Source organism: Mesorhizobium sp. M8A.F.Ca.ET.208.01.1.1 (assembly GCF_004791315.1).
GTDB lineage: Bacteria > Pseudomonadota > Alphaproteobacteria > Rhizobiales > Rhizobiaceae > Mesorhizobium.
Genome location: NZ_SRUT01000013.1, coordinates 52,109 through 66,028 on the forward strand (window position 1 = coordinate 52,109; position 13,920 = coordinate 66,028).

The 13,920-nt window shown below is 56.7% G+C and carries 10 protein-coding genes and 1 pseudogene; 10 read left to right on the forward strand and 1 reads right to left on the reverse strand.

What is annotated here, in order from left to right; all coding sequences use genetic code 11:
* The gene (locus tag EN851_RS32005; protein WP_135930812.1) at nucleotides 1-2,049 is read right to left on the reverse strand and encodes a hydantoinase/oxoprolinase family protein; all 2,049 of its coding nucleotides are present in this window, start codon (nucleotides 2,047-2,049) and stop codon (nucleotides 1-3) included.
* Nucleotides 2,050-2,301: 252 nt separating this feature from the next.
* On the opposite strand from EN851_RS32005, the gene EN851_RS32010 reads away from it, so the two are divergent.
* From EN851_RS32010 to tnpB, 10 genes and pseudogenes are all read left to right on the forward strand, one after another.
* On the forward strand, nucleotides 2,302-3,309 hold the full coding sequence (locus tag EN851_RS32010) for a sugar ABC transporter substrate-binding protein (RefSeq protein WP_135930813.1): 1,008 nt from the start codon (nucleotides 2,302-2,304) through the stop codon (nucleotides 3,307-3,309).
* Nucleotides 3,310-3,318: 9 nt separating this feature from the next.
* Nucleotides 3,319-4,830: a sugar ABC transporter ATP-binding protein gene (locus EN851_RS32015; protein WP_135930814.1), complete on the forward strand. Its 1,512-nt coding sequence runs from the start codon at nucleotides 3,319-3,321 to the stop codon at nucleotides 4,828-4,830.
* 47 nt (nucleotides 4,831-4,877) lie between these two features.
* Nucleotides 4,878-5,816, forward strand: a complete 939-nt coding sequence (locus tag EN851_RS32020; protein WP_189521979.1) for an ABC transporter permease — start codon at nucleotides 4,878-4,880, stop codon at nucleotides 5,814-5,816.
* A gap of 15 nt (nucleotides 5,817-5,831) precedes the next feature.
* Nucleotides 5,832-7,892 (forward strand): hydantoinase/oxoprolinase family protein, encoded by a 2,061-nt coding sequence (locus tag EN851_RS32025; RefSeq protein ID WP_135930816.1) that lies wholly within the window; start codon nucleotides 5,832-5,834, stop codon nucleotides 7,890-7,892.
* 361 nt (nucleotides 7,893-8,253) lie between these two features.
* Entirely contained in the window at nucleotides 8,254-9,000 is a 747-nt protein-coding gene (locus EN851_RS32030) for a 3-oxoacyl-ACP reductase family protein (RefSeq protein ID WP_135930817.1), read from the forward strand.
* Between the two features lie 489 nt (nucleotides 9,001-9,489).
* A complete protein-coding gene (locus EN851_RS32035) occupies nucleotides 9,490-10,989 on the forward strand; it encodes a malonyl-CoA synthase (RefSeq protein WP_135930818.1) in 1,500 nt (499 codons plus the stop codon).
* A 115-nt stretch (nucleotides 10,990-11,104) separates the two neighbouring features.
* Nucleotides 11,105-12,535, forward strand: coding sequence for an amidase family protein (locus tag EN851_RS32040; RefSeq protein WP_245520852.1), 1,431 nt, complete (start codon nucleotides 11,105-11,107; stop codon nucleotides 12,533-12,535).
* A 132-nt stretch (nucleotides 12,536-12,667) separates the two neighbouring features.
* A pseudogene (locus EN851_RS37440) lies at nucleotides 12,668-12,969 on the forward strand (IS21 family transposase); the annotation flags it as partial.
* 193 nt (nucleotides 12,970-13,162) lie between these two features.
* A complete protein-coding gene (locus tag EN851_RS32045; RefSeq protein WP_135930819.1) occupies nucleotides 13,163-13,516 on the forward strand; it encodes a transposase in 354 nt (117 codons plus the stop codon).
* Nucleotides 13,517-13,545: 29 nt separating this feature from the next.
* The gene (gene tnpB, locus EN851_RS32050) at nucleotides 13,546-13,860 is read left to right on the forward strand and encodes an IS66 family insertion sequence element accessory protein TnpB (RefSeq protein WP_348630746.1); all 315 of its coding nucleotides are present in this window, start codon (nucleotides 13,546-13,548) and stop codon (nucleotides 13,858-13,860) included.
* Nucleotides 13,861-13,920: the final 60 nt, after the last annotated feature.

Sequence of the window (13,920 nt, forward strand, 5' to 3'; positions counted from 1 at the left end):
TTATTGCCCGCTCTTCGTCAGTTCGATGATAAGGTTCCCCTGAGCGTCCACAAAGGCGACCTGGTTGGGAAAGATCACGCAGGTCGAACTCATGTCCTCGACAATCGCGGGACCAGTGATCCGCGTCGAAACCGGAATCCTATCGCGTGCGTAAACGACCGCATCTACCCATTTGACATCCGGGTCGACGAAGAATTCGCGCCGCCCGATGATGGCCACTTCAAGCTCGCCGTTCGGCTGCTGGCAGTGGGCCGTTCCCGAAGATGGCGCCGATCCGCGGACCCGAAAGTTTACGATCTCGATTTGACGGTCAGGGAGCGAATAGCCGTATTCCTTGCGGTGCGCATGTTCGAATTCCCGCATAAAGGTTTCGGCATCTGGCAGCGGATTCGGGAGTGGAATTTGCACCTCGTGGTTCTGTCCAAAGTACCGTGCCTCCAGTACATTCTCATATTGCCGTTGGTATTGGGGCACATCCTCGCTAGCCAGCCAGCGCTCGGCTTCACCCCGGAAAACTTCCATTTCCGACGTGATGCTCGACCAGCATTCGCGAATGAAGGGGCGGATCTTGCTCTGAACGAAATCGAGGCTGACATCGGAAACAAGGATACCACGCGCGCACATCGTTCCGGGCTCCCTCGGCGCCACAACCCTCGACAGTCCGCATTCGATCGCCGTCTCAACACCATGCAATGGCCCAGCGCCACCGTAGGCTATGAATGCATATTTGCGCGGATCGATGCCGCGTTGCGTTGTCACCAAGCGGATGGCGCGAGCCATGTTCGAGACGGCAATCCGTATAATACCATAGGCTGCCTGTTCCACACTCATTCCCAACGGAATGGCAATCTTTTCCTCGACGACCCTGCGCGCGCCATCGAGGTCGATGGGCATTGTCCCGTTCAATATCGCGACAGGGTTAAGACGACCCAGGACAACATTAGCGTCGGTTAACGTGGGTTCGACGCCGCCTCGCATATACGCGACCGGCCCTGGCACGGCGCCAGCGCTCCGTGGTCCCACATGCAAGGCACCGGCACTATCGATATAAGCAATTGAGCCGCCGCCGGCGCCAATCACGTGGATATCGACCATCGGCGTCTTAATAGGATATGACGCCACTTCGCGACTTGTAGTAAAATGCGGCGTTCCGTCACTGATAAGCGATACGTCCGTGCTCGTGCCGCCAACGTCAAAAGTGATCGCATTTTTATACCCTGCCTGCGCTGCGATGACGGCAGAACCAATTACCCCGGCGGCTGGACCCGACAGACAGGTTCGAACGGGGTATCGGCGAACCGTATCTATCGACATCAGCCCGCCATTTGAATGGATTGTGTAGGGGTTTGCCGATATGCCCAACTTCGTCAGCCTCTCGACCAACCGAGCAAGGTAGTTCTCGAATTTCGGTCCTAAATACGCATTGGCTGTCGTTGTTGAAAATCGTTCATACTCACGAAATTCAGGCAAAACGTCGCTTGATCGGCTAACGAACGCACGCGGCATCAATTCCCGCACGATGCTTTCTGAGCGCAGTTCGTGTTCCGGGTACAAGTAGCTGTGCAGGAAACAGATAGCCACGGCTTCCACGCCCTCGCGGGCCAGGTATTCCACCCCGCGTCGGAGTTCGGCCTCGTCGAGTTCCACCAGCACGTTTCCGCGAGCATCGACACGTTCGGAGACTTCGATCCGGTACTGTCGCCTTGCCAGGGGTATCGGTTTGATTACGCGGTAGTTATATACGTCTGGACGCATCTGTCGGCCGATTTCCAGGATGTCACGAAATCCTTTAGTCGTTATCAGGCCAGTCTTCGCGCCGCGAAGCTCGATGACCATGTTCGTGCCGACGGTTGTTCCGTGACCGACGAATTCGATTTCCTCGGATTTCAGATCATATTTGGCCAGCGCGCTGGCCAGACCGGTTTCAATAGCTTCTGACGGATCGTGCGGTGTTGAGGGCTCCTTGAAGTACACGACCTCTCCCGATTTCGTGTCTATCAATACGAAATCGGTGAAGGTTCCTCCGACATCTATTCCCACACGTATCATTCCGGCTTCCTCAATCGCATATGGGACAACACGTCGCTTCGTGTCCGATCAGTTCGATCTGGCTCATTGCCACGAGACTGAGTAGCCGCATCGCATGGGAGCTGCTCAGTGTTCTATCCGGTGTGCAAGAAACCAGACTTGAGGCGACATGGCTCATACCAATTCCAACATAGCCGCCGAAACTTTGATATTAGCGGGCATTCGGGGCCCTGCTATCTTTAGGGCGCCCTTTGTGACGGGAGGAGAAGTCGAGTGAATCTGACCTATAAGATAGCAGCCTTGGCAGGTGTCGCAGCGGTCTTATCCGGGCCGGCATATGCTGCCGATCCCATCCGCATTGCGTTGTTCGGCTTCGCTGCTGACAACGCCTTCACACTGGCTAGCCTAGAGGGTCTAAAGGAGGCGGCGAAAGAAGCTGGCGACGTTGAAATTGAATTGTTCGACGGTGCTTTTGATGCAGACAGGCAGTTCAACCAAATCCAGGACGCGGTCTCTTCTGGACGATTCAACGGGATGCTGATCCTGCCGATGGGCTATTCTTCGGCGGTCCCTGCCGCCGAGGAGGCAATCAAAGCAGGCATCAAGTTCGGTTCGCTCGAATATCCGCTAGGACCCGATCCAACGACAACCGACAAGTTCCAGGTCAAGGGAATGACGACATTCGTTGGCTATAATGTAGGCAGCATTGGTCTTCGGCTGGCGGAAGCCACTGTGGAAGCCTGTCAGGGCAGGGATCCCTGCAAGGTCGCGCTGCTGGTCGGCAGTCGGTCAGCAGCCCAGGACGTGCCCAAGATCGAGGCATTCAATAAACATATTGCGGAGTATCCGTCGATTAAGCTCGTCTCCATCCAAGACACGCTGTGGGGAAGAGAACTTGGGCTCAAGGTGACGCAGGACATTTTGCAGTCGAATCCGGACCTCGACGTTATCACCTCTTTCGCCGACCAGGCGGCGGCGGGCGCGGAGGTTGCCTTAACAGGTGCAGGTATGAATGTAGGCGGCGAGGGCGTTCAACTTATCGGCCTAGGCGCTACTCAAACAGCGGTAGCGGCCATCCGCCAAGGGCGCTGGTATGGTACCTATGTGGAGTTGCCATACATGGAAGGCTATCTCGGTGGCAAGAACATCATAGCAGCCACGCGTGGTCAAGAATTTGAGCCGATTATCGACCTGGAAACGCGTTCGCCCGTCGGTGCGGCAATCGCCACGAAGACAAATCTCAATGCCCATCCGGACTGGTCATCGAAGTGGGATGGCTAGAGGTATACAATGCAGGTCGTTATCGACAATGTCGGTAAACATTTTGCGGGCGCCATCGCACTTCAGAATATCTCGTTTGAAGTCTGCAGCGGAAGCATTCACGGTCTCGTCGGAGAGAATGGCGCAGGCAAGTCGACGCTGGGAAAGCTGGTCGGCGGGATTCTTCAGGCGAACGATGGACGCGTGATCTACGATGGTGACGACACGCTGGTCTCGTCACCACGTGAAGCGATTGAGCGCGGTATTGCTTTCGTCCAACAGGAACTTGTTCTCTGTCAGGACCTCACCGTCGCAGAAAATATCTGTTTGGGCCGCGAGAACACGACACTTGGATTTCTACGAGACCGGGGAAGCCTTCGGGAATTCAACCAACTACGTTACGAACTTGGCTTCGAGCTCGACGGAAGAGCCAGGGTCGGATCCCTAAGTATCGCTGACCAGCAGCAAGTCGAGATACTCAAGGCTCTTTCTCGAAATGCTCGACTGATCGTGCTGGACGAGCCTACATCTTCACTTACCCCTACCGAAATTGAACATATGCACCAAATCGTCAAGAGGCTGACAAGGGATCGCGGGACGACATTCATATATGTGTCCCACTTCCTCGACCACATACTCTCAAACTGTGATGCTGTAACTGTCCTTCGAAACGGCAAGCACGTTCAAACGGGCCCGGCTATAGATGAAACACACGCGTCACTGGCGGCTGCGATGCTGGGTCGCGAGCTCTCCGAGGTCTTTCCGCCCAAGAAGGCCCCGCCGCCAACTAGCGCGGTCAAGTTGTCTACCAGTGGGCTGACAAGACGGAGCAAATTCGAGAACATCAACATCCAGGTTAAGGCGGGAGAGATAGTCGGAATAGCAGGACTTGTCGGCAGCGGCCGCTCTGAGGTGTTGCGATCTATTTTTGGTGCCGACGAATTTCAAAGTGGCATGGTTGCAATCGACGGCTATCCAGTTGCCCGCCATACGCCGATCACCGCAAGGCGCAATGGCTTGGCCATGGTGCCGGAAAGTCGGCGTGAGCAGGGATTGTTCCTCGATCATTCGATCGCGGAAAACATCTCGCTCATAAATTTTAGTGAGCTTCGCCCATTCGGGATAATAAACCGCGGGAAAGAGGGGGAAGAGATACGTAAGTGGGCCGACCGCCTGAACATCAAATGCGAATCTACGGACGCTTGGGTTTCCTCTCTTTCGGGTGGCAACCAGCAAAAGGTGCTTTTCGCAAAATGGTTGGCCGGCAACCCATCGGTTATGCTGCTTGACGAGCCGACACGCGGTGTGGACATCGGCTCAAAATCCGAAATCTACAATCTGGTCGTCGAACTAGCAGCGCGTGGGATGGCTATCCTGATCGTTTCGTCTGAGATCGAGGAACTGGTTGGCTTGTGCCACCGGATGTACATCATGCGCGAAGGCAGCATCGTTGGCGAAAAATCCGCCGAGGAAATCGAGTTCGGAGCAATCCTTCGCGAATGCCTTGGCGTATACGAAAGCGATCTCCATTCAAACACGTGAGAATAAAACTGTCTGCAACCGCTGAGACTGACAGATTGGAGAGACCAGTGCGGTTCAAGAACTATGAGCTGAGCCTGCTGAAGGATTACGCCATCCTCATCTCCTTGGTACTGGCGATCATTGTCCTAGCGGTTGTGGAACCTGCGTTCCTCACATTCAGGAACTTGCGCAATCTGCTCGACCAGAACGCTGGGATCGGAATCATCGCGTGTGGGATGACGTACGTGATCATCGCTCGCGGTTTTGACCTATCCGTGTCGGCGACGTTCGCAGTTAGCGGAATTACGGCGGCACTTGTTTCCAATGCATCGACGCCGATAGTCGGTTTGATGTCGGGTGTAGTGATTGGCACGGTGATTGGTTTAGCCAACGGAACCCTTATTGCCAGGCTTCAGTTGAATTCGTTCCTGATCACCTTGGCTTCCAGCATCATAATTCGGGGTTGCGGCATCGCCATTTCCGGCGGATACCTGATCAACGTGACGGACCAGTCCTATTCTACGCTTGGGCGAGGTACTGTTTACGGGATAACCAATCCTAGCATTGCTTTCATCCTGTTCGTGCTAATCTCCATGCTTGTGCTTCACCGTACCCAGTATGGCCGATACATATTTGCTGTCGGTGGAAACGAGGAAGCGGCGCTTCTTTCAGGCATCCGAACCAAAATCATCAAGGGATCAACTTTTGCGATTGCGGGATTTGCGGCTGCCCTTGCTGGCATCCTCCTGTCATCAAAGGTTTCCACCGGCATACCCAACAGCGGTTCCGGGATCGAGCTGCAGGCTATCGCCGCGGTTGTTCTCGGAGGGACCTCGATTGGTGGCGGCGCGGGCGCCATCTGGCGCACGGTGGTCGGCGTGTTTCTGTTGGCGATCGTCAACAACGCCTTCAACATTATGAACCTCGAACCATATCTCCGGGAGATAGTAACCGGAACCATCATCATTCTAGCGGTGATTGCAAATACGCTCACCGGTCGCAAGTAATCCGAGGCAGGCTAAATGACTAAAATCAGCATCAATGTCAAAAAAGGCCGGTACAGGATTGCCGCCGACATAGGCGGAACTTTTACGGATGTAGTCGTTCAAAATACGAGTACAGGTGAAGTACTTGCGGCAAAATATCCGACCACGCCCAGTGATCTATCGGACGGAATATTGCGTGCTTTCGGCCAGGTCATCGACGATTTCGCCGAGGTCGAGTTTGCTGTACACGGGACGACGCAAGGATTGAACGCGCTGCTATCTCACTCTGGCGGCAGGATTATGCTCTTGACGACCACCGGCGCTCGCGACAGCTTCTTCATCATGCGGGGATCGCGACCGCGAAGGGAAATGTACAACAACAAGTTCCAGCGTCCCGAACAGTTCGTGCGCCGGCGGGATACATTGGAGATAGGGGGTCGCCTTGACTACGAAGGCAACGAAATAGCGGAAATAAATTTGGACGACCTGCAAGCCGCGGCCGAACACGCTAGGCTGAACGGGATCCAATCGGTGGCGGTCTGCTTCCTGTTCAGTTACAAAAATCCCGAGCACGAGATTGCCGCTCGCGAATTTCTGGAGCGGAACGTCCCAGAAATTTCGGTGTCACTTTCGCACGAAGTCGCACGTGAGTGGCGCGAGGCGGAGCGAGCGGCGTCGACCGTGGCGGATGCCTATATCAGCCCTCTGGTTCGGCAATATCTTGGGGTCGTAGAATCGCGCCTGAAAAAAAGAGGACTTACAGTACCGCTTTATGTAACGCGGTCCAGCGGCGGCCTGATGTCTGTCAAACAGGCGAGTAAACAGCCTATTCAAACCCTCTTTTCTGGCCCGGTCGGCGGCATCATAGGAGCGGCGGAGATGACAAAGCTTTTCCGCACGGATAACGTCATTTGCGCGGATGTTGGAGGGACCAGCTTCGATGTCAGTCTCGTAGTTAACGGTAAGCCTCGGGTCGTCAATCAGACGACGCTCTCTGGCATGGACATTATCATGCCGGTTGTTGAAATTGAATCAATTGGTGCTGGCGCCGGTTCTTTGGCCTATATCGAAGCGGGCGGCCTTCGCGTGGGCCCTGAGAGTGCAGGAGCCGAACCGGGGCCGGCATGTTACGGGAAGGGCGGCACAGCACCCACGGTTACCGACGCACAAGTGTTTTTGAATCGCTTCTTGCCACGAGCAGAGCTGGGCGGAACAGTTCGGATCCACCGTGCAAAGGCGGAGGCCGCGCTAACGAAGGTAGCAAAGTCGCTTGGAATAAATACGGAAACGCTTGCAGAAGGCATACTGGACATCACGAATGCCAAAATGGCCGATGCTATCCGTAGGATTACCGTCGAACAGGGTATCGAACCGCGGGACTTCTCTATCGTCGCGTTTGGTGGCGCCGGCGCTATGCACGCCGCCTTTCTGGCAGAAGCGTTGGAAATAACTGAGGTCGTAGTGCCCCCCCACGCGGGCGTATTCTCCGCCTGGGGGATGCTGCATTCGCCCATGCGCCACGATATCGCGATTCCATTCAACAAATTTATAAACGACGTGGAGGAATGCGAGATTTCTCGCAGATTTGAAAAACAGTCAGAATCGGCAAAAGCGCATTTGGACTCCGAAACGGGCGGTAACGCCGAGATACACTTTCAGTACCTTCTCGATCTGCGATATGACGGGCAGGAATATACTGTCACGGTGGAACTCCCGCAGAACAGGACGTCCGTTCACCAAATTTCCGAGATTTTCCATCAAGCCTATAACCAGCGTTACGGTCTTTCCCATCCTGATGCGTCGATAGAGATCGTCGCATTGCGCTTGGTGGCGACCGCTCCGATGGGAAATGGCGTTGCCCCGGACACATCCAGCACGCGAACGACAGAACTGGAATTTTCCGAACGCGATGTGATGTTCGGCGGCAAGTGGCTGAAAACACGGATCTTCAACAGCGAAGACCTGTACCAAGGGGACGAGCTGGATGGCCCGCTTATTGTCGACGCCGGTCTTTCCACCACTGTCGTTCCTCCCGGATCGCGTCTCGTTATCGAAGCGCGGAAGGTTATGCGCATCGTTGTAGGCTCGATGCGTTGAGTGTCGTCCGCCACGTGCCTGTGCCTTGAAGGTATCCTCAAGCCTCCATGGTAGGTCGGTATGTCCGTTCGAACGGAGGCAGTTCGCCATATCAATTTCGAGGTGGCTGCTGAAGGTTTGATATTAGCGTGTTTTGGGACCAGTGCTAAGCTCAAGGAAAATATAATGGATCTAAGGCAGAGGGGCGAAGATCGCACGGCGTAGTTAACGTGATCGGCGCCAATATCTGGAAGGCATGGAACAGTTGCTCGCGAATTACTGTGTCCACATTGATGCGATTCCAGGTGTTTGCCTAACAGCTAAACACGGCGTCCGCCGGCCTTGCCGACGCCTACCATCAGCAAGAAGTGGGAGAAGACCCATGCAACGTAGGCTGGCGGGCAAGACGGCCGTCGTAACGGGAGGTGCAAACGGCATCGGGCGAGCGTGCTGCGAACGGCTGGCCGTTGAAGGTGCGAACATTGTGATTGCCGATATTGCCGCAGCAGATGAGACTATTTTCGATGTGGAGCGCGCGGGCGGCAAAGCCGTCGCCCAACGCTGCGATCTATCGTCAGCCGAGAACGTTGCGCGGCTGCGGGAAAAGGTGGACGAAAGATTCGGCGGCTGCGACGTCCTTGTCCACAATGCCGGGATCTATCCGAATACGCCCGTCGAGGAGATTGCGTTTGACGAGTGGCGAAAAGTCCTGACTATCAACCTCGACTCCATGTTTCACCTTACCAAGGCCTTCTTGCCGAACATGAAGTCGAAGGCCTGGGGGCGCATCATCGCCATGTCGTCCGCGGTCTTCCATTCCGGCATCCCCGGCTACTGCCACTATTCGGCAAGTAAGGCGGGGCTTATCGGCTTCGTGCGGTCTCTAGCGTCTGAGGTCGGCCAGTTCGGAATAACCGCCAATGCCATTGCGCCGGGTCTGGTGCGCACCGGGACCACTGAGGCCGGCCTCGAAACCCGATGGTTCGACCAGACAGTCGAGCAGCAGGCGATTAAGCGCACAGGGGAGCCGGCCGATCTTGTGGGGCCGCTCGCCTTCCTCGCTTCGGACGACGCAGCGTTCGTCACTGGGCAAACGCTCCTCGTCGATGGCGGGTGGCGTTTCGTATAAGCACGGTTGGCGGGCCACGGAATTATGGCGCAAAACATAGCCGAGAAAAGCAGACCCCGTCACCCGCGCCACAATTCCTCATGCTCTCCGGTAAGGAGAACGATAGCCGATCGGCCGAGTCATTCGAATGGCATCAAGTGGTCCGAGAAAATCGTGCCTGCGGACATGAAGGCCGCACCCGAAGTTAATACCCCCGAGCAGTTCAAGGCAGCCGGTTCGTTCAGCACCGCCTGTCCGGCGGACGTGCAGAACACTCCATACCAAGATTTGGACAGATTTGCTGAAGTTAGTGGCTGCGGCGAGCTGGCATTCAGGTGGGGCGCGCCAGCTTATTCCCAATGTTGCGTCGGAAGTCGGCGACATTGTGGCAATCCTGTTCGAATGCCGCACATACCACTGGTAGATCCGGCGATCCCCACAGCCATTACGACCTCTGCCGGATAACATCGAAATCTCCCCTAATACTATCCATGTCGCTAGAGAGTCCTTATGAGTAACCTTTTCGACGCTTTCAGGCTAACGGATCGAGCGGAACGCGTTGCTCTCGTCCTTCAGAAGGACACCAATGTTACATATGTCGATCTGGCTACGCTTGCCGGACGAATCGCCCGCCGTCTTGATGACATAGGGGTAGCGCCCGGTGACCGGATCGTGGTTCAGGTCGACAAGTCACACTTCGCCCTCGCCCTCTTTCTCGCGTGCCTCCAACGCGGGGCCGTCTTCGTGCCGTTGAATACCGGGTACACCCTGCAGGAAGTCAGCTATTTCATCGAAGACGCCCAACCAAGACTGGTTGTCTGCCATCCGGAAAGACTCGGGGCCATTACGACCGCAGCAGTGTCTCTGGGCACCACAGTGCTGACGCTCGACAGCGACGGCAGCGGCTCCCTAACAGATCGGCTCAGCACGCCGACGTTCGATGTCGTTTCGCGAGACCCAGACGATTTGGCGGCCATCCTCTACACCTCCGGCACCACCGGCAAACCCAAGGGGGCAATGCTGAGCCACGCCAATCTCAGCTCGAATGCTCACGTTCTGAAGGATCGGTGGCGCTTCACGCACGAAGACCTCCTGCTCCATGCTCTGCCCATCTACCATGCTCATGGACTTTTCGTCGCCTGCAACGTGCTGCTTCTTGCCGGTGGGTGTATGATTTTCCTGCCCAAGTTCGAGATCGAGAACGTGCTCGAAGCCCTGCCCAACGCAACGACGATGATGGGAATTCCCACCTTCTATACGCGGCTTCTGGCGGAGGATCGTCTGACGCCCGATCTCGTCCGCCATATGCGCCTGTTCACATCTGGTTCTGCCCCGCTGCTGGCCGAGACACACATCGCGTGGCAGCGACGCACCGGCCACGTCCTCCTTGAACGATACGGCATGACGGAAACCGGCATGATTACATCGAATCCCTATAATGGCGACCGCATAGCCGGCACGGTGGGCATCGCTTTACCAGGAACGGAGTTGCGTGTGGTCGATCACGAGAGCGGCACTGAGCTGCCGCGCGGCAAAATCGGCATGGTTGAAGTAAGGGGCGATAATGTCTTCAAGGGATACTGGCGATTGCCAGAAAAAACCGCGACAGAATTTAAGGGCGACGCCTTCTTCATAACCGGCGACTTGGGAACCATTGATGACCGGGGATATGTGCGCATTGTTGGCCGCGGTAAAGACCTAATCATATCCGGCGGCCTCAACGTCAACCCAAAGGAGGTGGAGACGGAAATCGATTCTCTCGACGGTGTCGTCGAAAGCGCGGTCTTCGGCGTTCCCCACCCGGATTTTGGAGAGGCCGTCACAGCAGTCGTCGTAACCGAAAAAGACTTCTCCATGAGCCAGGCAGAGATGCTCAAGGTGTTGGCGAGTCGCCTTGCAAAGTTCAAGCTGCCGAAACACATTCTCGTTGTTCCAGAACTACCCCGGAACGCGATGGGCAAGGTGCAGAAAGCCGAACTTCGCCAACAGTATCGAGGCCTTCACGGTTAGCAACTGCCAAAGTGGAGGTAGATCTCCCGAACCACCTGAATTTGAGGCTCGGCGGATCGGCGGAAATCCCGTCGGTGATGTGGCCAAGCGCTACGGAGAAATTGGAGAAACTAAAGTGAGCCAACAGGAATTGATCCGGGAAAGTGCCTGCGGAATCGTCATGAAGCTAACACGCGGTGAGGTGACGCCACTCGACCTGCTAGATGTGTTGGAGAAGCGGATCTCGGACGTCGACGGCGAAGTCAATGCTTTACCGATCCTATGCTTCGACCGGGCGCGGCAGTCAGCAACGCAACTCATGAAAAAGCCCATAGCCGAGCGCGGCCATTTGGCGGGGCTGCCGGTGCCCATTAAGGATCTCACGGACGTCTCTGGCGTGCGAAACACCTTAGGCTCACCGATCTTCCAGGACAACATTCCGGCGCGATCAGATATCTTGGTCGAGCGTCTGGAGGAAAATGGCGCTTTGATTTATGCCAAATCGAACACGCCAGAATTCGGTTCCGGCGCCAATACTTTCAATGAGGTGTTCGGCGCAACACTGAACCCCTGGAATACATCACGTTCCGCTGCCGGGTCCTCCGGCGGTGCGGCAGTAGCGCTCGCCACTGGCATGGCATGGCTTGCACATGGCTCAGATATGGGGGGCTCGTTGCGGAATCCTGCTAGTTTTTGCGGGGTAGTGGGTCTGCGGCCTAGCATTGGTCGGGTGGCGCGTACGCCAATGGGTAAGGTCGACGCTACACTTGGCTTGCCCGGACCGATGGCGCGCAACGTTGAAGATGTTGCTTTGATGCTTGATGCAATGAGCGGCCAGCACCCCGGTGACCCACTGTCGCTACCGAAGCTGGCCGACTCGTTCCTTTCGGCCGCACGCTCAGATAAAAAGCCCAAACGCGTCGCCTATTCGCCTGATCTGGGGATCACGCCTGTTGCCCCGCAAGTCGCTGCAATCACACGCGCGGCAGCAGAGCGATTTGGAGAGGCCGGCGCGATCGTCGAGGAAGCGCATCCGGATTTTAGCGAAGCGCATGAATGCTTCCACGTACTGCGAGCGTTCGACTACGCGATGAGCATGGGAGCGCTGTTGCGTAAGCATCGCGAACTAATGAAACCAGAGGTCATCTGGAACATCGAGGAGGGTTTGAGGCTCACTGTCGAACAGGTTGAGCGGGCCGAGATGCAGCGTGTGGCTATGACTGCGCGTGCGGTGCAATTTTTCGAGACATACGATTTGCTCCTGACGCCCGCCACCATCGTCGAGCCGTTTCCTTTACAAAATCGGTATGTTAGCGAATGTGCCGGCAAAACGTTTGATAACTACGTGCAATGGCTCGGCATCGCCTATGCGATTACGCTGGCCTGCTGTCCGGCGCTGTCGTTGCCGTGCGGCTTCACTGAGTCTGGCCTGCCCGTCGGATTACAAATCGTGGCCTCGCCTGGTTGCGAGGCTCAGTTACTTGCTGGCGCCAAAGTTCTGGAGGATGTTCTGGACGTGAGCCGTACGACACCGATCGATCCGCGGGGGACCGAATCTGGTTACTGAAGCGGTCTCAGTTTTGCTCTCTCAGCTTCGACTTTCTTTCGCAAGACAGCTACGGGGCACCGAGGGTAGGACGAGGAAGCGCCTGCAATTTACATTGGATGAATGGCCAGTTCTTGGCCCGACGATTCCGGTGGCGTCGGCTACGTGAAGAAGAACGCGGTCGCCGACCGACGTGCGAAAATGATGCCGGACAGTGATTCCGAAACTCGCGGGCCCCGCGCCGTTCGAGCAGTTGCGCGATCTGGTTTGTCGGGTCCAAGCCGACTGCGCTATCGATTTCGACACCAACAGCCACCCGATGCCCTGACGGCTGATCTGCGAGACAGTGGGTTGCCGATCTGCGCAGGTCACATCGTCATCCGCCACGCCGACGAGGTCGTCGCCGACCATGAGGTCTGCCCGGCCGCCGTCAGCGCATCACCGATCGGACCCATCTTGCCGGCGAGGCGGAGTTGAGGAAATTCGCGAGCGGCTTCGGCGCGCCCTTGCTGTCCACCACCGGCAGACTTCCGCACGTAACGTTCGTTTTCCCGTACGCCTCCGGCGAGGGCCGCCTTGCGCGAGCATGTTACGATAGCGAGGCTGCGCTCTTAAGGTCGTCCTTACGAGCGTAGTTAGCAGCACAGCATGAGCCATGTGACGTTATTGACCGGGCCGGAGCGGCGGCGTCGTTGGAGTGAAGCGGATCAGCGCCGGATACTGGCCGCGGCATTCGCGCCCGGGGCCACAGTGGTGGCGGTGGCGCGTCAGTACGATGTCGCGACCAGCCTGATCTATAAGTGGCGCCGCGCGGTGAGAGCCCGCGAGACGGGCTTTGCCGAAGTTGTCGTGGCTCCCGATGAGCCTGTCGCCGTTTCGCGACCGCCGGCATCCCCAGCGGTGATCGAGCTGGAGATCGCCGGCAAGGTGCGGTTGCGGATTCCACTGAGCACACCGCCGACACTGGCGGCGGCGATGGTGAAGGCGCTGGGCGTTTCATGATCCCGGTTCCGAGCCAGATGCGGATCTGGTTGGCGGTCGGCCGGACCGATATGCGTCGCGGGATGCAAGGCCTCGCTCTGCAGGTTCAGGAGACGCTGGGCCGGGATCCGCATGCCGGCGATCTTTATGTCTTCCGCGGCCGCAGCGGCAATCTGATCAAGATTATCTGGCATGATGGGCTCGGCATGTCGCTGTATGCGAAACGGCTCGAGAAGGGCCGGTTTCTATGGCCGTCGCCGGCGGACGGTACGGTTTCCATATCACCGGCGCAGCTCGCCTACCTGCTCGACGGCATCGATTGGCGCAACCCGCGTCACACGTTCCGCCCCCAGCGCGCGGGCTGAGTTTTTCTTTGAGTTTGCCATTTTTCGCGAGTCAGCGGACGCATTTTATGATTCACTCCA